18 protein-coding genes and 1 pseudogene are annotated in these 23,172 nt (G+C 66.8%); 8 read left to right on the top strand and 11 right to left on the bottom strand.

The window, feature by feature from the left end; all coding sequences use genetic code 11:
* Window positions 1-3: 3 nt before the first annotated feature.
* Window positions 4-978: an ABC transporter permease gene (locus ACFWPH_RS07405; RefSeq protein WP_378748744.1), complete on the top strand. Its 975-nt coding sequence runs from the start codon at window positions 4-6 to the stop codon at window positions 976-978.
* A complete protein-coding gene (locus ACFWPH_RS07400) occupies window positions 972-3,200 on the top strand; it encodes an ATP-binding cassette domain-containing protein (protein WP_378748743.1) in 2,229 nt (742 codons plus the stop codon). The genes ACFWPH_RS07405 and ACFWPH_RS07400 overlap by 7 nt, the downstream gene beginning before the upstream one ends.
* 304 nt (window positions 3,201-3,504) lie before the next feature.
* On the opposite strand, the gene ACFWPH_RS07395 is transcribed toward ACFWPH_RS07400, so the two are convergent.
* From ACFWPH_RS07395 to ACFWPH_RS07385, 3 genes and pseudogenes are all read right to left on the bottom strand, one after another.
* Window positions 3,505-4,929: a WGR domain-containing protein gene (locus ACFWPH_RS07395; protein WP_378748742.1), complete on the bottom strand. Its 1,425-nt coding sequence runs from the start codon at window positions 4,927-4,929 to the stop codon at window positions 3,505-3,507.
* Between the two features lie 102 nt (window positions 4,930-5,031).
* Window positions 5,032-5,784: an SDR family NAD(P)-dependent oxidoreductase gene (locus ACFWPH_RS07390; RefSeq protein WP_378748741.1), complete on the bottom strand. Its 753-nt coding sequence runs from the start codon at window positions 5,782-5,784 to the stop codon at window positions 5,032-5,034.
* A pseudogene (locus tag ACFWPH_RS07385) lies at window positions 5,781-6,512 on the bottom strand (lyase family protein); the annotation flags it as partial. The gene ACFWPH_RS07390 and the pseudogene ACFWPH_RS07385, both read right to left, overlap by 4 nt.
* 69 nt (window positions 6,513-6,581) lie before the next feature.
* Here ACFWPH_RS07385 and ACFWPH_RS07380 point away from each other — a divergent pair.
* Window positions 6,582-7,727 carry an RNA-guided endonuclease InsQ/TnpB family protein gene (locus ACFWPH_RS07380; protein ID WP_378748740.1) on the top strand — a complete coding sequence of 382 codons (1,146 nt, stop codon included), beginning with the start codon at window positions 6,582-6,584 and terminating at the stop codon, window positions 7,725-7,727.
* A gap of 82 nt (window positions 7,728-7,809) precedes the next feature.
* On the opposite strand, the gene ACFWPH_RS07375 is transcribed toward ACFWPH_RS07380, so the two are convergent.
* The 5 genes from ACFWPH_RS07375 to ACFWPH_RS07355 form a co-directional block, all read right to left on the bottom strand.
* Window positions 7,810-8,052 carry a hypothetical protein gene (locus ACFWPH_RS07375; protein WP_378748739.1) on the bottom strand — a complete coding sequence of 81 codons (243 nt, stop codon included), beginning with the start codon at window positions 8,050-8,052 and terminating at the stop codon, window positions 7,810-7,812.
* Complete coding sequence (locus tag ACFWPH_RS07370) at window positions 8,049-8,831, bottom strand: LamB/YcsF family protein (RefSeq protein WP_378748738.1); 783 nt, start codon at window positions 8,829-8,831, stop codon at window positions 8,049-8,051. The genes ACFWPH_RS07375 and ACFWPH_RS07370 overlap by 4 nt, the downstream gene beginning before the upstream one ends.
* A complete protein-coding gene (locus tag ACFWPH_RS07365; RefSeq protein ID WP_378748737.1) occupies window positions 8,831-9,523 on the bottom strand; it encodes a GntR family transcriptional regulator in 693 nt (230 codons plus the stop codon). Before ACFWPH_RS07365 ends, ACFWPH_RS07370 begins: the two co-directional genes overlap by 1 nt.
* 297 nt (window positions 9,524-9,820) lie before the next feature.
* Entirely contained in the window at window positions 9,821-10,318 is a 498-nt protein-coding gene (locus ACFWPH_RS07360) for a MarR family winged helix-turn-helix transcriptional regulator (RefSeq protein ID WP_378748736.1), read from the bottom strand.
* A gap of 569 nt (window positions 10,319-10,887) precedes the next feature.
* Window positions 10,888-11,298 (bottom strand): hypothetical protein, encoded by a 411-nt coding sequence (locus ACFWPH_RS07355; RefSeq protein WP_378748735.1) that lies wholly within the window; start codon window positions 11,296-11,298, stop codon window positions 10,888-10,890.
* Here ACFWPH_RS07355 and ACFWPH_RS07350 point away from each other — a divergent pair.
* Together ACFWPH_RS07350 and ACFWPH_RS07345 are read left to right on the top strand one after the other, a co-directional pair.
* On the top strand, window positions 11,282-11,527 hold the full coding sequence (locus tag ACFWPH_RS07350; RefSeq protein WP_378748734.1) for a hypothetical protein: 246 nt from the start codon (window positions 11,282-11,284) through the stop codon (window positions 11,525-11,527). The two genes, ACFWPH_RS07355 and ACFWPH_RS07350, sit on opposite strands and share 17 nt — an antisense overlap.
* 570 nt (window positions 11,528-12,097) lie before the next feature.
* Window positions 12,098-15,271, top strand: coding sequence for a BTAD domain-containing putative transcriptional regulator (locus tag ACFWPH_RS07345; RefSeq protein WP_378748733.1), 3,174 nt, complete (start codon window positions 12,098-12,100; stop codon window positions 15,269-15,271).
* On the opposite strand, the gene ACFWPH_RS07340 is transcribed toward ACFWPH_RS07345, so the two are convergent.
* The 3 genes from ACFWPH_RS07340 to ACFWPH_RS07330 form a co-directional block, all read right to left on the bottom strand.
* Window positions 15,225-16,073 carry a class I SAM-dependent methyltransferase gene (locus tag ACFWPH_RS07340; RefSeq protein ID WP_378748732.1) on the bottom strand — a complete coding sequence of 283 codons (849 nt, stop codon included), beginning with the start codon at window positions 16,071-16,073 and terminating at the stop codon, window positions 15,225-15,227. The two genes, ACFWPH_RS07345 and ACFWPH_RS07340, sit on opposite strands and share 47 nt — an antisense overlap.
* A gap of 48 nt (window positions 16,074-16,121) precedes the next feature.
* Window positions 16,122-16,490, bottom strand: coding sequence for a hypothetical protein (locus ACFWPH_RS07335; RefSeq protein ID WP_378748731.1), 369 nt, complete (start codon window positions 16,488-16,490; stop codon window positions 16,122-16,124).
* Between the two features lie 305 nt (window positions 16,491-16,795).
* On the bottom strand, window positions 16,796-17,629 hold the full coding sequence (locus ACFWPH_RS07330) for a hydrolase (protein ID WP_378748730.1): 834 nt from the start codon (window positions 17,627-17,629) through the stop codon (window positions 16,796-16,798).
* A 431-nt stretch (window positions 17,630-18,060) separates the two neighbouring features.
* On the opposite strand from ACFWPH_RS07330, the gene ACFWPH_RS07325 reads away from it, so the two are divergent.
* From ACFWPH_RS07325 to ACFWPH_RS07315, 3 genes are all read left to right on the top strand, one after another.
* Complete coding sequence (locus ACFWPH_RS07325) at window positions 18,061-19,392, top strand: M20/M25/M40 family metallo-hydrolase (RefSeq protein ID WP_378748729.1); 1,332 nt, start codon at window positions 18,061-18,063, stop codon at window positions 19,390-19,392.
* Between the two features lie 308 nt (window positions 19,393-19,700).
* The gene (locus ACFWPH_RS07320) at window positions 19,701-20,498 is read left to right on the top strand and encodes a lytic polysaccharide monooxygenase (RefSeq protein ID WP_378748728.1); all 798 of its coding nucleotides are present in this window, start codon (window positions 19,701-19,703) and stop codon (window positions 20,496-20,498) included.
* A gap of 281 nt (window positions 20,499-20,779) precedes the next feature.
* The gene (locus tag ACFWPH_RS07315; protein WP_378748727.1) at window positions 20,780-23,119 is read left to right on the top strand and encodes a protein kinase; all 2,340 of its coding nucleotides are present in this window, start codon (window positions 20,780-20,782) and stop codon (window positions 23,117-23,119) included.
* Window positions 23,120-23,172: the final 53 nt, after the last annotated feature.

The following is a 23,172-nucleotide window of genomic DNA, read 5'->3' as shown; positions in this document are numbered from 1 at the left end:
GGCGTGCTGCGATATATTCTCGGCCGCGCCGGCGCCGGGGCGGGTGTGCTCGCCGCGGTCACCGTGCTGGTTTTCCTGCTGTTCGAACTGCTGGATTCGGATGCGGCGGTGGTGGTGCTGTCCCGGCGTGGCGCGGGTGATCCCCCGCCCGAGCAGTTGGCGGCACTGCGTGCGGAAATGGGCCTGGACCGGCCGGCGCCGGTCCGGTTCGCCGAATGGGTCGCCGGATTCCTGCGGGGTGACCTCGGTGATTCGCTGATCTCCGGCCGCCCGGTCGCCGAGGTGCTGTTCGACCGTTTGGCCAACAGTGCCGCGCTGGGACTGCTCACGATCGTGCTGCTGATCCCGCTGGCGCTGGGGCTGGGGCTGCTGGCCGGCGCCCGCCCGGGGTCGCGCACCGACCGGGTGGTCAGCGCCGGTGCGCTGGCCGTCGAATCGGTGCCGCCGTTCATCACCGGTGTCCTGCTGGTGGCGATCACCGCGCTGTCGCTGCGGCTGCTGCCCGCGGTATCGCTGGTTCCCACCGGCACGAGCGTCTGGGATAGGCCCGCGGTGCTGGTGCTGCCCGTGATCTGTCTCCTGGCGGGCCTGTCACCGCATCCCGCGCGGATCGTGCGCGCCCAGACTGCCGAGGTCATGGCGACCGAATACATCCGCACCGCACGGCTCAACGGTGTCGGCGGGTTCCGGCTGGCGTGGCGGCATATCGCGCCCAACGCCGTGTCCGCCTCCATCCATCCGCTCGCCGGGTCGGTGGTGGGTTTGATCGGTGGCATTGCGGTCGTGGAAACCCTCTTCTCCTATCCCGGCGTATCCAAGGAACTGTTGATCGCGATCGCGGCGCGGGATTACCCGTTCGTCCAGTCCGCAGCTGTGCTGCTGGCGGCATTCGGGATCGCTGTCTACCTGCTGGCGGATCTGCTCGCCCTGCTGATCAGCCCGCGAGCCCGCACACTCTTGGGGGCAGGACGATGGTGAGGAAATCGGGCTGGGCGCTGGTCGTCGCGGGGATTCTGGGTCTGGTGGCGCTCGGACCGTTGCTCGCCCCGTATCCGCCCACGGCCTCGGTCGCGGCACCGTTCCGGCCGCCCGGCGCGGAGCATCTGCTCGGCACCGATGTCGTGGGCCGGGATGTGCTGTCCCGTCTGCTGCACGGCGGTTGGTCGCTGATCAGCGTCTCGGCGGCGTCGCTGTTCATCGCCTACACGCTCGGGCTGACACTGGGTCTGCTGGCCGGACTGCGGCCACGGGCGGATCCGTGGATCATGCGGCCGGTGGACGCGATCGTCGTCATCCCGTGGTTCTTGGTGCTGGCGGTGACGGCCACCGCGCTCGGCCCGGGAGCGGCGGCCGTACTGCTGACTTCCTCCTTGGCTGCCGCGCCGTGGATCGCGCGGATCGTCCGCACCGCGGTGCACGATATCGCCGGTGCGGGTTATGTGGAATCGGCCCGCGCCCGGGGCGAACCGCTGTGGCGGATTGCCGTGGTCGAGATCCTGCCCAATCTGCGTGGTGTGGTGCTGGCCGACGCCGGTGTGCGCTTGTCGGGGGTTATCTCGATCGTGGCGGTCGGTGGTTTCCTCGGACTCGGCCTGCGCCCGCCGGCACCGGACTGGGCACTGATGATCACCGAGAACCGGCCGGGATTCGGTATGCAACCGTGGTCCGTGCTCGCCCCGGCGTTGCTGATCATGGTTCTGGTGGTCTCGGTCAATATGCTCAGTGACCGGGTGATCGTCCCACCTCGCCGCCGCAACAGCACGGCGGCACCGGAAGCGGATGCCGGCGAAGGATTGCGCGCCGAGCAACTCACTGTCCGGACCGACGCCGGACGTGTGCTCCTCGAGGACGTCTCCGTGCAGTTGGCCCCGGGACGAGGGCTGGCTGTCATCGGGCCCTCCGGTGCCGGGAAAACGACCTTCGTCTCGGCCGTGCTCGGTGCGCTGCCGCGCGGGCTGTCGGCCTCGGGCACGGCCACCGTCGGCCGGGGCGTGCGGCACCGCCGGGCCGTCGGGTTCGTACCGCAGGATCCGGCCACCGGTCTGAACCCGGCGCTGCGGATCGGCACCTCGATCACCGAGATCATCCGGGCGAGCGGACTCGAACGAACCGGTGACGATGTGGCGGCCGCCCTGCGCCGCGTGGGCCTGCCCGCCGATCGTGCGTTCCGCCGCAGGTTCCCGCACGAGTTGTCCGGCGGCCAGCAGCAGCGAGTCCTGGTGGCCATGGCCATGATCGGCGATCCCGCAGTGATCGTCCTCGATGAACCCACGACCGGACTTGACCTGCGGGCCCGCGTCGATCTCGTCGAGATGCTGGGCGAGGTACGCCGGGATGCGGCCACCACCTTCGTGATCATCACGCACGATCTCCCCGGCATCGCACCGCTCGTCGACGATGTGCTCGAACTCGACGCCGGCCGGGTTGTTTCCCATCGGCCGATACGCGGCTCCGACAGCCGAGCAGCGGCGGTGACGATGCGGAAACCACAGCTCTCCGGCCAGGAGCCGATTCTGCAGGTGGCAGCGCTGACGGTCGGGTACCGCTCACGGCGGGTTGTCGACGGTCTCTCCTTCGACCTGCTCCCCGGCTCCTGTCTCGCGCTCACCGGGGTCTCCGGAGCGGGGAAGACCACCGTGGCCCGGGCGCTGACCGGTCTGCACCCGGCGGCGAGCGGCACCATCCGGCTGGCCGGGACAATCCTGCCGCCCGGTACCGACGAACGCACGACACCGCAGCGTCGCGCACTGCAACTGATCCCGCAGAACCCCGCCACCGCGCTGAACCCGGCGCACCGCGTCGGCACCCAGATCCGCCGGCCACTGACCCTGCTGCGCGGAATGGATACCGCCACAGCCGACCTCGAGGTGACCCGCCTGCTGACCGAGGTCGGCCTCGACCCGGACCTGGCCACCCGCCACCCCGGAGAACTCTCCGGCGGGCAACAGCAGCGGATAGCCCTCGCCCGTGCCCTGGCCGCCGACCCGCAGATCCTGATCTGTGACGAGATCACCGCCTCACTCGACGCGAAGTCCCAGCAGACAGTGATCGACCTGCTCGACCGGCTACGCCGCGACGGGCCCGCGCTCCTGATCATCAGTCACCAGAGCGCGGTGCTGGACCAGTTGGCCGACACCGTCCTGGATCTGGACGATCCGGACCCCACTGTGCGGGAGTCCGAAGATCCGCCGCACGGATGAGGTCGTCGCCTCGCTGCGTAATCTCGTCGCGGCGGCCCAGGCGCTGCGCTGACCTGTTACCGGGGCGTCCGCGCGGCGGGGGCCCGCCCGCGCACCCATTCCGCGACGCGGGTTCCGTTCTCCGTCGAGCCCTCGATTACGCCGAGGCCACCACGCAGGTGCTCACCCATCTCGGCTACGAAGTGACAGCAGCGCCGCAGCCGGCGATGGACGGCTGATCGGGATCGGCTCCACCGGAGACCCTCAGGGTTCTCCGCATTGCTGGAGGGGTGGATGTTGGATCATATTTCGCGGCTCACTCGGATCAGCTCAATCGGCGGATATCGCCCCGCACCCGGTAGAACCCGCCGCGAGCGGATTCGGTCACCCCGTCCACCACATAGCGGGTCCCGGCCTGCCGGATATCGCGGGGGAACTGCACGTTCCATTCTCGTTGAAAGCCGGGGGAGACGACGTGCACGCGCAGCCGTCCGTCCAGGTCGACGCATTCGACGACGACTCCACCGGAACTGTCGGTAGCAACTTCCAAGGTGCTGCTGGGTACCACCGCGGCCATCGGCGGCGCTTTCACGGAAACTGTCTGTGGCAGTAGGCCCTGTTCGGCGTCGTGGACGGCGGTCTCGCTCACATCGAGGCAGGCCAGGGTGCCGCTGGTGGTGACGAGGTACAGCCGTGCGTCGTGGTACTGCATCGAATAGGCCGAACCGCAGCCGGTGCCGAGTTTCCAGCGGCGCCGCCCGTCGGCATCGAAGCAGTAGACCGACGAGAAGTTGTCGCCGGCGAAGACGTACCGCCCGTCCGGTGAGGCCGCGCACGAGTACACCGCCGCATCGCATTGGAATGCACGATCGGAGCGGCCGGCTTTGTCCACCATCCTGACCTGATTACGCGCGGTCCCCGCGTACACGGCTTCGGCTTCCTGCCAGCCGAAGAGTACGGGTCCGCCGGTGTCCCGGTTCCATCGGTGGTTGCCGTCGACCAGGTCGTATTTCGTGACCCCGGCCGAGTGGCCGTGGTAGACGCCGTCGTCGTCGATTCGTACCATCCAACCGGAATCGCCGTGGCTGCGGCGGTTCCACAGCGACTCTTCCTCGTGATCGATAACGGTGAGCCCACCCTCCACATCGGAGACACCGAGGATGCCGTCGTGGATATCGAGCCAGTAGATATCGACATTTGCGGCGATATCGTAGGCCGCCCGGGGGACCTTGCCCGACAGATCGTAGACGCGACCGTCGTCGCAGCCGGCGTAGATCCAGAAGTCGTCGGCGACGATGCATTTCACGGAGTCCGGCAACCGGAATCGGCCGACCACGTCACCGCCGGGTGTCAGCGTGAACACATCCCCGTTCTCGTTGCCTATCCAGCAGCGTTCGTTGTCGACGAATATCCCGAATGCCGCGGCACCGGAATCGAAGCTCCACAGCACCGGCGCGGTACGAGCGGTCGAGCGGCGGCTGGCTATGGCGCGTCGCGTCACCGGGCGGGCCGCCCGCGCACCCGGTACGGCCGGTGCGTAACCCTTCCGCTTCTTCTCGTTGATCTTCTTCTGTGCCGCCGCGTGCGCCTTCTGTGCGTCGGCGAAAGAACTGACCTTGCTTTGGCCTTGCTCTCCGATGCGTCCGTACCGGATGGTGACCCGGTTGCCGTCCGCGACGACCTCGTAGAACTTGTGCGCCGACCCTCCCTCTTCCGACAGCTCGAGATATGTCGTGGTTGCCGCAGTCATACCGTTCCCGCTCTTCGTTGTTGTGTTGCGAGCGAAAGTTAGCAACGGGCACCGACATACGAGCGCGCACCCGCCTCGCGCGGGCTACGCCGCCCGGGGCCCTCAGAGCCGGAGATGTGATGCTCCGTTCATATCGAGGATGGCTCCGGCGGCCCAGGTGGCTTCGGGCGATGCCAGATAGACGACCGCGGACGCGATTTCCTCCGGCTGAGCGACCCTTCCGAAGGGGCTCTGCGCGCGGATGCCGGGACCTTCGGGACCGTGCAATCGTTCCGCCACCCGTTCGGTCTCCACGAATCCGGGGGCTACAGCGCCGACCACGATGCCGTGGGGTGCCAGCGCGACGGCCAGCGACTGACTCATCGCCAGCAGAGCCGCTTTACTGGCACCGTAGGCAGGGTGGTCCGGTTCACCGCGGAAAGCGCCTCGCGAACCTACGTTCACGATATGCCCGCCCCGGCCTGCCGCCATCATGGCCTGGGCGGCGCAGTAGCAGACATTCGACGCGGCGACGAGGTTGACGTTCAGGGTATCGGTCCAGGCGCGTTGCCATTCGGAGTAGGACACCGTCGCCGGGGGATGCGGTGTCATCACTGCCGCATTGTTGACGACGACGTCGAGCCCGTTGTGGAGTCCGGCGGCCCGGTCGACCACGCTTCGTACGGTTTCGGGATCGGTCAGCGAACCGTGCACGAGCAAGTGGCCGCTGCCCTCGAGTGACTCCAGTGTGGCCATCGCGTCGTCCCTGCGATTCGCGTAGTGGACCACGACGCTGTCTCCGCGGGCGGCGAACGCTCGGCAGACCGCTCGCCCGATTCCCCGCGACGTGCCCGTGACGAGGACGGTTCGGCTCATAGGCGACCTTTCGTCTCGCCGGATCGGCTCTTGCGGTGGACCAGACTGTCCGGTGCGAGGATACGGCCGATCTCGTCCGGGGTGAGCAGGCCCGCGCCGACGGCGAGCTCGGGGATCGTCGAATCCGAGGTGAGCGCGCGTGCCGCGAGGGCGGTTGCGGCCTCGTATCCGATATGCGGATTCAGGGCGGTGACCAGTCCGATCGAGCGCTCGACGGTCGACCGCATATGGTCGATATCCGCGGTGATCCCCCGGACACAGCGAACCGTGAGGGTATCGGCCGCTGCGGTGAGATGCGTGATCGATTCCAGGAGCTTGTGCGCGATCACGGGTTCGAAGGCATTGAGCTGGAGCTGTCCCGCCTCCCCGGCCATCGTGATCGCGATATCGTTGCCCACGATCTCGTAGGCCACCTGGTTCACCACTTCCGGGATGACCGGGTTGACCTTGCCCGGCATGATCGACGATCCGGCTTGTACCGCGGGCAGGCGGATCTCGCCGAATCCCGAGCGGGGGCCGGAGGAGAGCAGCCGCAGATCGTTGCAGACCTTCGACAGTTTGACCGCGGTCCGTTTGACGATGCCCGAGATCTGGATGAAAACACCGGTGTCCTGTGTCGATTCGACGAGATCTGCTGCGGTCACCAGGTCGAGGCCGGTGACCGATCTCAGATGCGCGCAGGCCAGCGCGGGATAGTCGGACGGAGCGTTGAGACCGGTACCGATCGCATAGCGCATCAACCGCTTCGCGATTAGGGCTCGAGGGTTTCTGTCGGTGGTCGTTGTTACCGTGCGCGGGTGCAGCTTCGGTACAACTTCCGCGTCTACCCGACGCCCGTTCAGCGCATTGCGCTGGCGCAAGCGTTCGGGTGTGCGCGGGTGGTGTACAACGACAACCTCCACGCTCGCGAAGCTGCGCACGCAGCCGGGTTGAAACTATCCGATACCGAACTGCAGCGGCGGGTGGTCACCGAAGCCAAACGCACCCCCGAACGGGCATGGCTGGCCGGGGTGTCGTCGGTGGTGCTGGTGCAAGCCTGCCAGGACGCCCGCGCCGCCTATCGGAACTGGTTCGACTCCCTGTCTGGGAAACGTAAAGGCCCGAAACTCGGCAAACCGCGGTTCCGTTCCCGGAAAGACCATCGCCAAGCGATCCGGCTCACCCGCAACGGATTCACCGTGCGAGCGAACCGGAAACTGTACGTCGCCAAGATCGGCGAACTGAAAGTTGCCTGGTCACGGGAGTTGCCATCGGAGCCGTCGTCGGTCACGATCGTCAAGGATTCGGCGGGCCGGTACTTCGCGTCGTTCGTGGTCACGGTCGGCGACCATCCGTTGCCGGAGGTCGAGTCCGAGGTGGGTATCGATCTGGGGCTTACGACGTTCGCGGTCCTGTCGAACGGACACAAAATCGACAGCCCCAGGTTTCTGCGGCAGGCCGAACGCCGGTTGAAGAAGGCACAACAGTGCCTTTCTCGTAAGGAGAAAGGTTCGCAGAATCGGGTGAAGGCCCGGGTCAGGGTCGCGAAGGCGCACGCCCGGGTGGCTGATACGCGACGGGACTGGTCGCATAAGCATTCCACGAGGATTGTTCGCGAGAACCAAGCGATATTCGTGGAGGACTTGTGCGTGCGAGGGCTGGCGCGGACGCGGCTGGCGAAGTCGGTGCACGATGCGGGGTGGGCGATGTTCACCCGGATGTTGGAGGAGAAAGCCGCCCGGTTCGGCCGTAGGTTCGGCAGGGTGGATCGCTGGTTTCCTTCGACTCGATTGTGTTCGGTGTGTGGGGTGGTCGGGGAGTCCAAGCCGTTGCATGTGCGGGAGTGGACGTGCACCTGTGGTGTTGTGCACGATCGGGATCTGAATGCTGCTCGGAATGTTCTCGCCGCAGGGCTTGCGGAGAGTCGAAACGCTTGTGGAGAGGCGGTAAGTCCGGCCGCGTAGCGGACGGCTCGCCTCGGTGAAGCAGGAACCTGAGGACCGCGAGGTTCGGGAGGAATCCCGGTCGTTCACGGCCGGGAGGAAGTCAAATGCTCGAGCGGATGGAGCCGGCGGAGTCGAGCAGATGCCGGATTCGGGTCGCCACGTGGTCCATATCTGTGGAATCGTTCGCGCAGAACAGGATCGAGCGTGAGGCCGGGATGATGTCCTGTACCAGGGACGACCAGTCCTGAACGCGCGCGGACCGCACCACGGAGGCGACGAGCTCCGGCTCCAGATCCACCATCCAGCCCCGGTCGCCGGCACGCAGCAATGCCGGGCCGGTCATCGCGCCGGTCCGATCGGGGCCGGCGTGGAACCATTGCGTTCGAGCACCTTCCGGGTTTCGCGGGCGATCTCCACGGCGCCGGGAGTGTCGCTGTGCACGCAGAGCGCCACCGCCGGGGGCTGTTCAGGTAGCACCGTCGTCCGGACGCCGCCGACCGAGACCACGCTTGCGGTGCTGACGATCTCCCAGGCCCGCGCCGCGGCCAGGCCCGGCTCGGCGAGCAGGGCATCGGGGTGGCTCCGCGCGACGAGCAGACCCTCATCGGTGTACCCGCGATCCACGAATATCTCTGCGTGCGACAGTAATCCGGCGGATATCGCGAGTTCCCACACTCGGGTCCGGTATTGGCACAGCACCGGTAATGCCCGGTCGACCAGTCCGACCGCCTCGACGATCGCCCACGCGTGTCCCTCGTGGCGGGCCGCGGCGTTGTAGAGCGCACCGTGCGCTTTGACGTAGGTGACTTCCGTGCCGGAAATCCGCGCGAACGCCTGGAGGGCGCCGATCTGGTAGACGATATCGTTCACGAGGGTGGTCGGCGGTACATCGATGAACCTGCGTCCGAAGCCGGCCAGGTCTCGGTAGGACACCTGGGCCCCGATGGAGACACCCAGCTCGGCGGCGGTATCGCAGGTGCGGCGCAGGATATCCGGATCGCCCGCGTGGAACCCGCAGGCGATATTCGCGGCCGTGACCTCCGCCAACAAGGCCGACTCGTCCGCGACGCCCCAGACACCGAAGCCCTCACCGACATCGGTGTTGATCGACAGCACGGTCATCAGGCGCGCTCCGCCCAGTAGGAACGCATCTCGTCGCGCGAGTTCTCCCAGGCCCGGTGCAGGCCGGTCTGGCCGCCCTCGATATGGGCGAGGATCTGCGTGGCCAATGTCTCGGCGTCGCCGTCCACAAGCGCCTGCACCATGGCCTTGTGCTCGTGCTGCACCCGGTCGTACGCGCAGGTCCGGTGCACATAGAACCGGGAGTACGGCTCGAGGCGGTGATACATCTGGGCGATGGTCTCGTACCGCAACGGCAGCCGCGACAGTCGGTACATATCCAGGTGGAACGCCAGGTTGGTACGGGACCACGAGTCGGCCCCGGTCTCGGCCACCTTGTCCATCTGCTCGGCCATCGCCGCGAAACGGGAAATATCCCGGCGCGATACCCGTTCGGTGACGTGCTCCGCGAAGCTCGGCTCGATCAGCCGGCGCAGATCGTAGATCTCGTCGATCTCCTCGATATCGAGTGCGGTGACGAAAGTGCCGCGGCCGGGGAGCGACCGGAGCAGCCCTTCCCCGGCCAGGGTGCGAATGGCCTCGCGCAGCGGGATACGGGACACCCCGAAGCGGTCTGCCAGTTCTTCCTGCACCAGGCGGTGACCTGGAGGGTAGATGCCCTCGACGATCGACATCCGCAGGCGGGACGTCAGATCCTCGCCCTCGGCTTCGAAGTCATGTGACGTAGGCGACATATCCACTGTATACACTGAATGCGGCTGCAGAATCCAGCCCATCCGGCGAATCCACGAGATCGTTTACACGAACGACCCCGGGCGTAACACCACGTCCCACTCCGGTGCCGGCCGGCAGGCGCCGGGCCGGCCTCTTGCCTCTTGCTGGTCGATCTCAGCTCGTCGCCGTGACCAGCACCGTGCTGAAGGCGGCCGCGATCGAGACGCGGATAAAGAATTTCACAGGAAAGTACGAGCGCTGAATTTCGGAGCGCCTCGGATTATCGCTCGAACTTATGTAAGGCTTCGTAAAGTATTTCAGGGTTTCGAGTAGGGGTCCACGTCCCGCAGCCGTTCCCGGTGGATTCGTTGCAGTTCACCCGCGCGGGTGAGAAAGTCGGCGATTATGTCGAGCTCGGCGGAATCGTACGAGCTCAGCAACATCTTGTAGCTCTCCACGATCATGGGCACGACGAGTTCCTGTATGCGATGGGCCGCGAGTTCGGTGGCCATCACAATCACGCGACGACGATCGGTCGGGTGCAGTGATCGGGCGATGTAGCCCTGCTTCTCCAGCCGATTGAGCATGATCGTGACGCCGGCCGCGGTGAGGCCGAGCCGTTCGGCCAGTATTCCCGGCGTCGTGGCCTTCTTGTCCTCGAGCAGGACGATCTCCAGTGCGCGCCGATCGGTCTCGTTCACGCCCAATACTCTGATCAATTCGCGGATCAGATCCTCGACGGTTCCGTGATAGAACTCCAGGGCCCTCTTGAGCTCGACCGAGATCCGGGCGGGCTCGGTGGTTCTCAGGCACATAGGACTTCCCTTTGATCACTTGAAACACGGGACCGCTCAGCGGAATTCACCGAGCACGACGCGCCGGTACTTCAGCGCCCTATTCTGCCCGGGGAGTCAGGGGGATCGGTGGAATCGATGAATGCCACAGGGGGCGGTAGCGAATCGGGGATCGTGGGGAGCCGGGTGATCACTGGTGAATGCCATTGTTTTCGCTGAGTGCGGTAGGGATCGCCGCTGGGGGTGCGAACCGGACATGTGGGCTCCTGTCAATCGATTGGCCGGCAGCCCGAACCGGGCTGACGACCATCACGAAATCGGGCACTGCTCCGGCCGTCGAAGCGACCGTGGCTGTGTGGGATATGCACTGTACGACACAGCGGCCGATGCCGTGTTGTGCTTCTCGCATTTCGGCCGAAGTGGTTGCCACTACACCGAATTCGAAGCGCGATCACCAGCGGGAACGGGGCGCACCCGGTCCGGCCGGGAGGCCTGGACCGGGCTGCCGGGGCACAGCCCGGTCCAGGCATGTTCACCACCGGCCGCCGGCGCAGGCGCCGGTCATTACGCCGTGGTGCCTGTCCGCAGGCTCAGCTGACAGTTGTGGTGGTGAGGGTCGGGGACGGGTCCGGGAAGCACGAGGTCGCGACATTGCCGACCAAGGCGACGTTGGTCGTCATGGTCATGCCGGGATCGGTGTAGCTGGTGCCCGCGTACTTGCTGGTGATCGGAGTTCCGGCAGCGCCGGCGGTGACGTTGATGGTCACCGCCGGCGGGGTGAAGCTGGTACCGCCGTCGATCGGACCCGGTACGGTCAGAACGACATTCCCACCCGAGGTGGAGACGGTGCCGTCCACGGTGCCCCCGGAGACGTCAGCCGAGACCAATGTCGAATTCGCCGGAGTCGGAATGGTCATCTTCAGGTTGCTGATGTTGTTCACGGTGAAACCGGAAGCCGAACCGGGAACCGACGAGACACCCGGTGTGACGGTGATCGCCACCGCGGAACCCGATGCCGCCGAGCTCGGCGCGGTGCCGGTAACCGATGTGGTCATGGTCGACGTTTGGCCGATACCGAGGATCGTGCCCTGGCAGCTCCAGTTCACGCTGACGGGGGCGGCGTTCGCCGGTGCGGTCGAACAAAAGACGGTAGCGATGGCCACCGGAGCAAGAATGCCGGCGCGAAGCAGGGATGAGGTCGATCTCATGGCTATCTCCAGGAAATGTTGAGCAACGGTGCGACCGGATGTCGGACCCTCTGAAATGGGTTTTTAAAATATAGCCTGTTCGAATCTGTCCGTGGTCGAAACCATAGAATTCGACGCGCCGGAAAATATCATTATCCGCTATTAACTATTCAATCGGAATAGTTAATAGCGGCAAGATTATCTGCAGGATCAGATGTTGTCGTTCCTGCATATCTGCGGATCCAACTCGGGGGTGATATGCCTGCAATTCGCTGGAATATGGGCTCGACCTAAGGTTCTATACACTTCCGTCGGGCGTCAGCTTTCATATAGTTACCGTTCACGATATTCACTCACCCACCTCTCCAGATGCTACGGAACCCGGACCCGACCGGTCATCCGTTCGGTTGGCTCCCGAGGCGCGGCGTTCGGACCTGGTCGCCACGTGTGGCATCGGCGATGCGACAGCGTACGTTGTACTCCTAAACTGTGCTCAGCTGCCCATGTGCTCAGCTGCCCACAGGGGTGGTGGTGCTTTCGACGTCGAGGAGGGTCCGCGCATGATGTTCGTCGAGGCGTTCGTGCCGAAGGCCCGCTGCGAATGCGGCCTGTCATGACGGCCCCGGTTACGTGGGTGGGCGTGCTCGGACCGCTCGAGATCGTGGTGGGTGGCACGCTTGTTCGGCTCGGTGGCGGGCGGTTGCGTGCGCTGGTGTGCCGGCTCGCGGTGGACGCGGGCCGGGTGGTGCCGACGGGCAGTCTCGTGGACGCGGTGTGGCCGGACGGCGGCGTAACCGACTCGAAGCACGCCTTGCACTCGTTGATGACCCGGCTCCGGGGTGCGCTGCCGAACCCGTCGGTCCTGAGGTCGGAAGGCACCGGCTACTGCTGGAGTGCGCCGACCGAAGCGGTGGACGTCCGGCATTTCGAATGTCTGGCCCACGACGGCCGACGTGCACTCGCCCGGGGCGAGCCGGCGTTGGCGGTCCGGCTGCTGAGCGAGGGGCTCGGGCTGTGGCGGGGCGAGGCGCTGGCCGACGCCGGTGCGGCGCCGTACGTGACCGCAGCCGTGGTTCGGCTGGCCGAGCTGCGGGTAACGGCGATCGAAGACAGGGTGACGGCCCAGTTGGTGATCGGGCTGGTGCCCGACGAGACCGTGGCCGAGTTGGAGGAGCTGATCTCGCAGTACCCCTTGCGGGAGCGACTGTGGATGCTGCTCGTCCGGACCCTGCATGCGGGTGGTCGGTCGGCCGAGGCGCTGAGCCGTTATGCGGAGGTTCGCCGGTCTTTGGTCGAGGAGTTGGGCGCCGAGCCCGGTCCCGAGCTGGCGGCGGCGCACCTGGCGGTCCTGCGTGGCCGGCCCCCGATACGCCGCCGGGGAAATCTCCGGGCCGGGATGACCAGCCTGATCGGCCGGTCCCGCGAGGTGGCGCAGATTCGGAACGAGCTCGCCGCCGGCCGGCTGGTGACGCTCGTCGGCCCGGGCGGCTCCGGCAAGACCCGCCTCGCCACCGGCGTCGCTGCCGAACTGGCCGACGAGGTGCCCGGCGGCGCGTGGCTGGTGGAGTTGGCGCAGGTCACCGATCCGGCGGACCTGCCGTCGGCGGTCATCGGCGCGCTCGGTTTGCACGACTCACCGCTGCCGGATCTCGCTGCCGTACCCCGGGATGTGGTGGACCGGCTGGTCGAGGCGTTCTCGGCCACCGAAACCCTGCTGGTGCTGGACAATTGCGAGCACCTGGTGGAGTGGGTGGCGGGCTGTGTGGCCGAGCTACTGGGGCGTTGCCCCGGCCTGCGTGTGCTGGCCACCGCTCGGGAGCCGCTCGGCGTGCTGGGCGAGATGCTGATCGACGTGCCGCCGCTGGCCCTGCCGGCCGCCGGCGCCTCGCCTGCCGAGGCGATGACGGCCCCGTCCGTGCGGCTGTTCGTCGACCGGTCGCGTTCGGGGCGGCGGGACTTCGCGGTCACCGAGGACAACGTCCGCGCCGTCGTCGAGGTCTGCCGCCGGCTCGACGGGTTACCGCTGGCGATCGAGCTGGCCGCGGCCCGGATGCGGTCGCTGTCGCCCGCGCAGTTGGTCGCGCGGCTCGACGACCGGTTCCGAGTGCTGACCGGCGGCAGTCGCGCGGCCTTGCCACGGCACCGCACGCTGCGTGCCGCGGTGGACGCCAGCTGGGAGTCGCTGTCGAACGAGGAACGCCGGTGTGCGCGGTGGTCGGCCACTCTCAGCGGCGGATTCACCCTCGACGCCGTCGAGGCGATATGCGGCAGTGCCGGGGTCGAGCTGCTGGGGGCACTGGTCGACAAGTCGTTCGTGCGGCCGGTGCACGGATCCGAGCAACGCTACCGAATGCTCGAGACGATCCGGGAGTACTGCCTGGCACGCCTGGCCGAGGCCGGCGAGACCGCCACCGCGAGGGTCGCTCTCACCCAGCACCTCCTGCGGCTGCTCGACTCGGCAGGACCGCACCTGCGCGGCGGTGGACAGGTGCCGTGGCTGCGCAGGCTCACCGCGGAACACACCAACCTGCTCGATGCGTTGCGGTTCGCCCGCGACGCCGGAGAGCAGGACACAGCAGTCCGGCTCGCCGCCCATATGGGTCAACTGTGGACGATCCGGGGCGAGCATGCCGAGGCCGCGGCGCACCTGCGATTCGTGCTGGACCTGCCGGCGCAGGCTGCATCGCCGGCACATTCCGCCGCGACCGTCTGGTACCTGCTCAATACCGTGCTGTCCGGCGGCATCTCACGCAGTGAGCTTTCACCGGCCGAGATCTCGGCCCGCTTGCCCGAACCCGACCCGGACGATTCGGTCGGCGTGTTGTTGGAGCCGGCCCTGACACTGGCCGTCGACGACCTCGTCGCCGGGCAGGACGTGGTCGACCGGCTGCTGCGGACCACCGACGGCTGGCCCCGGGCGATGCTGTACCTGCTGCGCGCATTGCTGGAGGCCAACCACGACGCGGCCGGCCAGATGCGCGCGGACCTGTCCACCGCGGCCGAGCTGTTCCGCGGCTGCGGTGAGCGCTGGGGCCTGGCCCTGTCGCTGTCGTTCCTTGCCTATACGGAGCTGACGAACGGTGGCTTCGACTGTGCCATCGACGCGCTACACGAATCGATCCGGCTGCAGCGGGAGATCGCTTCCGGCGACGGCGCCGTACTGGAGCGGGTGTGGCTGGCGCAGGCCTACCACCGGAAAGGCGCTGTCGCGCAAGCCCGCGCACAGTTCGACGAGCTGGCCGAATCAGGTTCGGCGACCCGGTACCGGTCCTATATCGGGATCTCGCTCGGTGACCTGGCGCGGCAGGCAGGCGACCTCGACGCGGCGGAACGGCACTATCGCGCCGCCGGCCGAACCGACGACGGTCCCGTCCACCGCGCCATGCTCGGATGCGCCCTCGGCCACCTCGCCCTGGACCGGGATGCGCCGGCCACGGCGCTCCGGCACCTCGCGGCGAGCCTGTCCGCGGCGTCGGAAACGCTGGACATGCCACTGGTCGCGACGGTCGCAGTCGCGGTGGCCCGGCTGCGTGAGCGCGGGACCACCGCCCAGGACGCCGCCGAGGTGCTGGGCGCGGCCGAGTCGCTGCGTGGAACCGCCGATCGGTTCCATCCCGATGTGGTGCCGCTCACCGACCGACTACAGACCACGCTCGGCGAGCGCACCTATCTGGCCGCCTACGACCGTGGACGCGCGCTCGACCGCCCCGCAGCCCTTGCTCTCCTCGACGAAAGCCTGCTCATAACCTGCCGGGCCACGTCGCCGACACCAACCAGGCGGCCGTGACGGCGGTGACCGCACCGTCTTTCTCCAGGGCCCGCAGCGCCGTCGTTACGGCCTCGCGGGCGCGGCCGACGGCCGCCTCGTCGGCATCGCGCAGCCAGAACCGCACCGGACCCCAGCCGAAGATGAACTCGGCGGCCTCGGTCGCGTCCCTGCCGTACACGGCCTCGGCGTCGCCCGGGCGTAGCGCGACATCGTGGAAACCCGCCTGGGTCAGTACCTTGCGGATGTGCTCCTCGGTGGTGAACGTGGCCGGTCCCGGCGCGGTGTCCTCGGCCGGATCCGGCAGGGCGATATGCTTACCCATCGCCGCCCACACCGTGCCGAACTGGTCCTCGTCGGCTTCCCGGCCACACCAGAACGTCAACCGGCCACCAGGCCGCAATGCCGAGCCGATATTCGCGAACGCCGCCACCGGATCAGCGAAGTACATGATCCCGCCGCGGCTGATGGCCGCATCGAACCGCGCCTGTGGGAACTCGAACACCTGCGCGTCCCCCTGCTGGAAGGTCACGTTGGCAATACCCTCATCGCCGGCTGTGCTGCGGGCGCGGTCCAGCATCGGCCCGGACAGATCGACGCCGAACGCGTGCCCGCCCGCCGCCTTGCGGGCGGCGATCCTGGTCGTCTGACCGGTGCCACAACCGATATCGAGCACCTGGTGGCCCCGCTCGATGCCGGCCGCCTCGAACAGCAGGACATTGCTCGCGGCGAGCATCCGATCGTAGCGATCCTGGTTCCGGGCCCAGTGCCGACCCTCGTAGTCGTTCCATGCCTCGGCCTGGTGGGTGTTCACAATCGTCATACCAGCCAGGTTGCTCCGAGGTGCGCACAGATCACACACATCTCACACTCACCACCAGAAGAGCGCGACGAAATCCGAGCGGTTGGGTCGCTTGCCCAGGCGGGCGGCGACCGCAGCCCAGCACGGCTCGCCGGAGAGCAGGGTCGCAGCACCGGAGAGGTAATCGGCGTCCGGGAACGACTGAGGATTCTCCGGATCCGGCCATTTCATCGCTTCCGAGCCTGTTCGGAAGGCTGCGCGAGGACCCGGTAGCCCGGCGAGTACCTCCGCACGCTGGACGACGATCGCCGCGATCAGGTCCCGGAGCAGGGTCGTCTTACCGGTTCCCGGTGGGCCGTTGACCGCGTACAGGCCGCGAGCATGCGGTGCGGAGAGCTTGTGCATGATGTTGTTGACGGCGAACTGCTGGCTCGACACCAGCGGCTGATCGGGCCGCCCCGGCCAACGCCCATCCGGTGTGACGGCCGGGTGCAGGTCTCGGAGCACCCGGACCGGATCTTTTCGTACATCCAGCCGTTGAAGGTTTGCTGCGGTCTCCTCGGAAGCCAAGTCCAGATAGCGCCCACGGTAGCTGTTGCCCTGCAGAGGCTTTCACCGTGTCCTTGCCGTACCCGGGACGGTCGATCCCGGATGGCGGGCTGAAGTACTCCACCGACCGCCAGTACCGGAGGATCCGAGCCTGCCGACGAGATTCCTCATTGCCGCGAACCAGCAGTTGGTGGTCAGGTCAAGTGGTCGAATTCACCACTGGCCCAGCGGATATGGCTGTTCGCCGAGCGGTGTACAACCTGCCGTGCGTCCTGCTCGATGGTATCGCCGCCGAGTGTGTAGATCCGGTCGTATTCGTAGGCGTCGAGCCGGTCGACGATGCGGCGCACCACCGTGGGAGACAGCGGGACGAGTTTGGGATAGTTGCGGGTGAACGATACCCAGGCGGGGTGTGTCGGAACCCCGGTGAGCGTGTCCCCGACGAGCAGGGTTCCGTCGCTCGTGCGCGCGACCGAACTGCCCCGCATATGCCCGCCGAGCTGGATGAGCTCGATACCGGGCAGCGGCTCGACCTGGCCTTTCCAGTAGCGGATGACGGGGTCCGTCCTCGGTATCCACTCCTGATCGTCCTCGTTGACCAGCACGCTGACGTGGCCGAAAGCGTGGCTCCAACTGATCTGGGCAGCGAACATGTGTGGGTGGCTCGTCGCGATCGCGGCAACCCCACCGAGTTCGCGGACCATGCCGACGACCTGGTCGTCGAGGTAGGCCGGCGGGTCCCACAGCAGGTTACCGTGCGCAGTTTGCACCAGGAACGACCGATGTCCGATGGCGAATCTCGGTACCCTGTGCAGGCTGTGCACGCCGCGCCCGTGGTCTCGGTGCTGCGTCTCGTGTGGCTGTGCCGCCAGCTCCGAATGGGTGGTCCAGCCTTGCCCGTGCGTTCCCAGGTCGCCACGTTCTTCGATGCCGATCTCGCCTCGATCGAACACACAGCCGTCGGCGGGCGGAGGTTCGGTCGAATCGGGATGTTCCAGTCCACATCCGTCGCAGATCCATGTATTCATACAGCAATCGTCTTACCTCGAGTGGACTCGAGGTCAAGACGGAGTGGAACTGCGCGGGGGTGACTCCGGTTGACACGCATGGGGGTACGTGTCGGTCCGCGTCGCCGAACCCGGCGCCGCGTCTGCTCGGCGCGGGCTATGCGGCCGCTAGTCCGGGCTGTCCGCCAGACCCGGATCGCCGGCCGGCCACAACCCGCGCCGCGGCGTCACCGCGACGGCGCGCCAGCCAGGCCTCGAGCGCGTTGGCTGACGCGACCGGGCACCAGACGTTGTAGTCGATCGTGCCGTCCCGTGTCTGTGGTGGCTCCGTGTTCACAGTGGCAACCCGATGGTAGTTGCGGTGAGGTAGCCCGGTATCACGCCGGGCGGGCGCTAGGCTGTGAACCGGGCTCCACACGCCGACCATGCATCTTCTCGCGGGAGGAACCGGTATGCCGGACGTCGCCATCGATATCGATCTCGCAGTGCGGCGATTCGCCACCTTGCTGCAGATTCCCACGGTGAGCACGCCGGACGGGAACGATACCGATTGGACCCGGTTCGCCACCTTTCGCGATGCCCTGGACGAGCTGTATCCCCTGGTAGCCGCCAAATTGCAGAAGCAGATATTCGCCGGCCACACCCTGCTCTACCGCTGGGCGACCGGATCCGCCGACGATCCGATCGTGCTCATGGCTCATCAAGATGTCGTTTCGCCGGGGGATCCCGACGGCTGGACCCATCCGCCGTTCTCGGGGACCGTCGCCGACGGTGAGATCTGGGGCCGGGGCGCCATCGATGACAAAGGCCCGCTGGTGTGCATTCTCGAGGCCGTCGAAAATCTGCTGGCACAGGGTTTCACGCCCGACCGTGATGTCTATCTGTTGTTCGGTCACAACGAGGAAGTCGCGGGTGACGGCGTCCCGGCTGTTGTCGACTATTTCCGGCAGGAAAAGATCGTGCCCGGCCTGGTCGTCGACGAGGGCGGCGGGGTGGCCGGCGATATCTTCCCGATCCGGGAGAAGGTCGCCGTGATCGGTACCGCTGAGAAGGGCATGCTCGACCTGCAGTTGACCGCGGCCGATCCGGGCGGCCACGCCTCGATGCCGGGGAAACATCCGGCCACCACCCGTATCGCGCGTGCTCTGGTGCAGATCGGCGACGGCGGTTTTCCGGCCACTATCACCCCGCCGATCGTGGATATGCTGACGACCATCGGTGCGCACGTGGGTGGTCCGCTCGGTGCGGTTCTTTCCCGCGCCGGTAGTCTGCAATGGCTGATCACGACCCTTATGCGCCGTTCCGGGCCACTGCTGAACGCGATGATCCGCACGACCGCGGTGCCCACCGTGCTCGAAGGCAGCAAGGGCAGCAATGTCATGGCCGAATCCGCGCGTGCGGTCGTCAATATCCGCATCCTGACCGGCGAAACGGTCGCCGGAACCGTCGAGCGGATCCGCAGGGCCATCGACGATCCCGAGGTCCGGCTCGAAATTCTCAATTCCTCCGAACCGACCCCCGTATCGCCCGCGGCCGGGCCTGCGTTCGCCCGAGTCGAAAAGGCCGTCGCCGAAACCTTTCCCGGATCGATCACCGCGCCTTATCTCGTCGTCGGCGGCAGCGACGCCCGCCACCTCGCGCAAATCAGTGACCACGTCTACCGCTTCTACCCGTTCGAGATGAACGCCGAGGCGCGCGGTCTCCTGCATTCCACCGACGAGCGGCTCGGCATCGACGATCTCGAACGCGGAATCCGCTTCTATACTTCTGTATTACGCGGATAGCACCGCCCCGATACGGCACCGCACCCAGCGTTGTCCCTTATACGACATTCGACGAGGTCTGCCGATTTGCATGCCGCTATCGCCCGGCATTGTTCGCAGTTTGAGCGATGTGGACACCGGCCTCTCTGCGACGACCGCCCGCCGCTCGGTTGACCCCTCGGTTGCCGAGCCATACGGTCGGTCTCGGCTGGTTTTAGAGTAAACAAATACTCCAAATCAGCTCGACATCATCGATGCTCTGCCGAGTATCGACCGTAGGAACGCGTGAGCCGGCCGCGCTACCTCCACAATTCCGCACAGGAGAATCAGTGAGCAGAAGAATCATGTCCCTCGTCGGCGCGGCCGCCGGAATCGCGCCGATCCTGATCGCGGTGCTACCGGCCGCTTCGGCAAGCGCGCACGGCTATATTTCCTCGCCACTCAGCCGGCAGGCTCAATGCGCCCAGGGGCTGGTGTCCTGCGGTGAGATCAGCTATGAACCGCAAAGTGTGGAAGGCCCGAAAGGCCTGAAGAGCTGCGGTGCGGACAAGTATCCCGAGCTCGACGACGACAGTTTGGGCTGGAAGGCCGAAGAGGTCGGCAGCACGGTCGATTTCACCTGGACCAACACGGCCGAGCACCGCACCGAAGGATGGCAATATTTCATCGGGGACACGCTGGTCGCCGAGGTCGACGGCAAGAACGAATTACCGGGTAAGTCCGTTACGCACACTGTCGACCTGAGTGGATTCACAGGGCCGCAGAAACTCGTCGGCGTGTGGAATATCGGCGATACCGCCAACGCCTTCTATTCCTGTGTCGACCTGAATATCGGCGGCGACGGGGCAGCGACGACGACACCGGCTACCACGACCCCCGCCCCGACCACGACGCCCACATCCACCCAGCCCAGTCCGACTGCACCGCCGGCCACGTCGACGCTGCCGACAACCACAACTTCCGCGCCGCCGGCTCCGGCGGATCGGGCTTGGGAGCAGGGCGCCGACTACGAGGTCGGCGATGTGGTGACCTATCAGGGCGCCGACTACAGGTGCCTGCAGACGCACATAGCCGACGATCCGGGCTGGACGCCTGCGGCCACACCCGCACTCTGGCAGAAGATCTAGGTTCCGCGCCGGTACCGGGTGGCGCCGCCCTATGGCGCCACCCTCGGTCGGCTGGTTCGAGCCGCCGGCGCCTGCCATACTTCCTCTCGCGGGTTCGAATGTGCTGCTGCCGGGGGGATTGCGCATCTGAAGGCGGCCCGGCCGTACCTCGGTGACCGGGCGGCTCGATCAATTCCGGCGGTACCGCCGCGACGGCCGCCGGACCTGCGCCCCGCGAGTTTGCCTGTGGGCTCGGCATGCGGTGTGATCATCGGACCGGCGTGTATGGGAGGTATCGGACGTTGGCTGCATTGGCGCCCGGATCGGTGTTCGCCGGTTACATCATCGAACGTCTGCTCGGCGCCGGTGGTATGGGGGAGGTGTATGCGGCCCGGCATCCGCGGCTGCCCAGGTCGGATGCGGTGAAAGTGCTTGCCGCGCCGCTCACGTATGACGATTCGTACCGGCGTCGTTTCGAGCGGGAGGCCGACCTTGCCGCCTCGTTATCGCACCCCGGGGTCGTCAGCGTTCACGATCGTGGGGAATTCGACGGGCGATTGTGGATCGCGTTGCAGCTGATCGACGGTGTCGACGCGTCGGCGTTGCTGCGGGCCGCGCCGGAGGGGATGGCTGTTGCCGATGTTGTACGGGCAGTCGCGGAGGTGGCGGATGCGCTCGATTACGCGGGTGCGCGCGGGCTGGTTCACCGGGATGTGAAACCCGCCAATATCCTGCTCGCGGGAACGGGGCACTACCTGCTGACCGATTTCGGGATTGCCCGGATGGGGCCGGAGGCCTCGGATCTCACCGGCACCGGCCTGACCGTCGGTACCGTCGCGTACGCGTCGCCGGAGCAGATGCAGGGGCTGCCGGTCGGTCCGCAATCGGATCAGTATGCATTGGCCGCCACCGCGTTTCACCTGCTCACCGGGGTACAGCCGTTCACCGGAACCAATCCGGTCGCGGTGATCATGGCTCATGCGCAGCAGCCGGTACCGAGTGTGCGGCAGCGGCGGCCCGATCTCTCGCCGTACGTCGATCCGGTGCTGGCGCGGGCCATGGCCAAGACCCCGGAACAACGCTTTCCGAGCAGCAGGGATTTTGCCGCCGCCCTGGCCCATACCCTCGCGTTGCGGCCGCCGCAATCTCCGACCGCGGCGACCGGCCACTACGCGGACACAGCCGTCAACCCGTCCGCGGCCGGCGGCGAACCGCAGTACCGAAACCCGCCGTTGCCGGTGAGCACGGAACAACGTCCGACTCGCCGGCGAAGCGTCCTGCTCATCGGAGCGCTGGCTGCTGTGGCGGTACTGGTCGGTGCCGGTGTCCTCGGGACGTGGGCACTTCGGCAGAACGCCGGCGCAGAGGAAGCCGCGCAAATCCCTCGCCGTCCCGTGACGGCGATGCTCCCGGCACTGGATTCGCGGCCGGACAGCCCGGTGTGGACGTTGCAGGTAACGCCCGGCCCGCCGGGCTCCGAGACCCTGGACACGCAAGTGCTCGGCGGCGACTCCGAGATCGTTCTGGTCAACCGCGAAGTCCGCACGGCCGAGGGAAGCACCATCGATTACCTCGATATCGTCGATGCGAACACCGGCCGGCTCCGGCATGGCACCGCGCCGATCCCGGTGGACACGGCGGTGCGGAACCTGGACCGCTGCGTGGTCAACCGCAGCCGTTCGAGTGCCGCCTGCGGCCTGCAGGGTGCGTCGGTACCGGACGATGCGGTCGTGATCATCGATCTCGCCGCCGGCCGGATCATCACCACGATCAGCTCGAGAGAACATGTTTTCAACCTGACCGCCGCTGGCGAGCGTTTCGTGTTCGTGGACAGCACCGATGACGGCTGGCCCCCGGCGCTGCGGTCGATCGGTGCCGACGGCGGAGAACTTCCGGCGCTCAGCTGGCCCGATTCCCGGCCCTCGCCCGAAACCCATCACTGGATCGATATTTTCGGCGCGGCCCGGTTGGCGGTGATCAAATCCGCGCCGGCCCCGGCCCAACCGCTTTCGAAATGGGAATTCCGGGTGATCCGGCTCGAAGACGGAATAGAAGTGTTCCGACGCGATTCGGTCGAGGAGATCCGTAACGATCACTGGAATGTCTTCGTCGACGGATTCGTCGTCGCCGAGCGCGGATCCGCGCCCGAAATCTACGACCGCAACGGCACCGAGACCGCCGAAATCGCCGGCGGGTGGCTTCCGAGCCGGCATCCGCCGACCGCGTTCGAGACGACCGCGGCCGAGACATCGGTACCGACCGTCGTGAAAACGGACGGGGACAAGACGACCTACGCGGGAATTGCGCCGCGGACAGGGACAGTGCTGTGGGAGAACGAATCCTACGGTGCCGACGACAGTGCCGAGCTGATGTTGCGCGGTATCGGCACATTGATCGCCACTTCGGATTCCGGCCGGGTGATAGACGCCTACACCGGCGAATACGTGATTCCCGGTTATGTACCGCAAGGCACCCCACTCGGTACCGACGGCGAGAACATCGCGGTCGCCACCGAAACTTCCGGTGCGGGCCACTCACTGGAGGTGTGGAACGCTACGGATCAGGTATGGGAGATCACCAGCGAGTACACGCCGGTTTCGGTGGGCGGGAAGGTCTACATCGGGAACCTGCGAATCTTCTGACCGTCCACGCCTGCGGCACCGGTGGGCGGGCCGGGTACCCCTTCCGGCGCCAA

Origin of the sequence: Nocardia sp. NPDC058499 (genome assembly GCF_042719915.1) — a bacterium.
Classification (GTDB): Bacteria; Actinomycetota; Actinomycetes; order Mycobacteriales; family Mycobacteriaceae; genus Nocardia.
The sequence above is the reverse complement of the archived record's forward strand: the minus strand, read 5'-3'. Positions and strand labels throughout refer to the sequence as shown.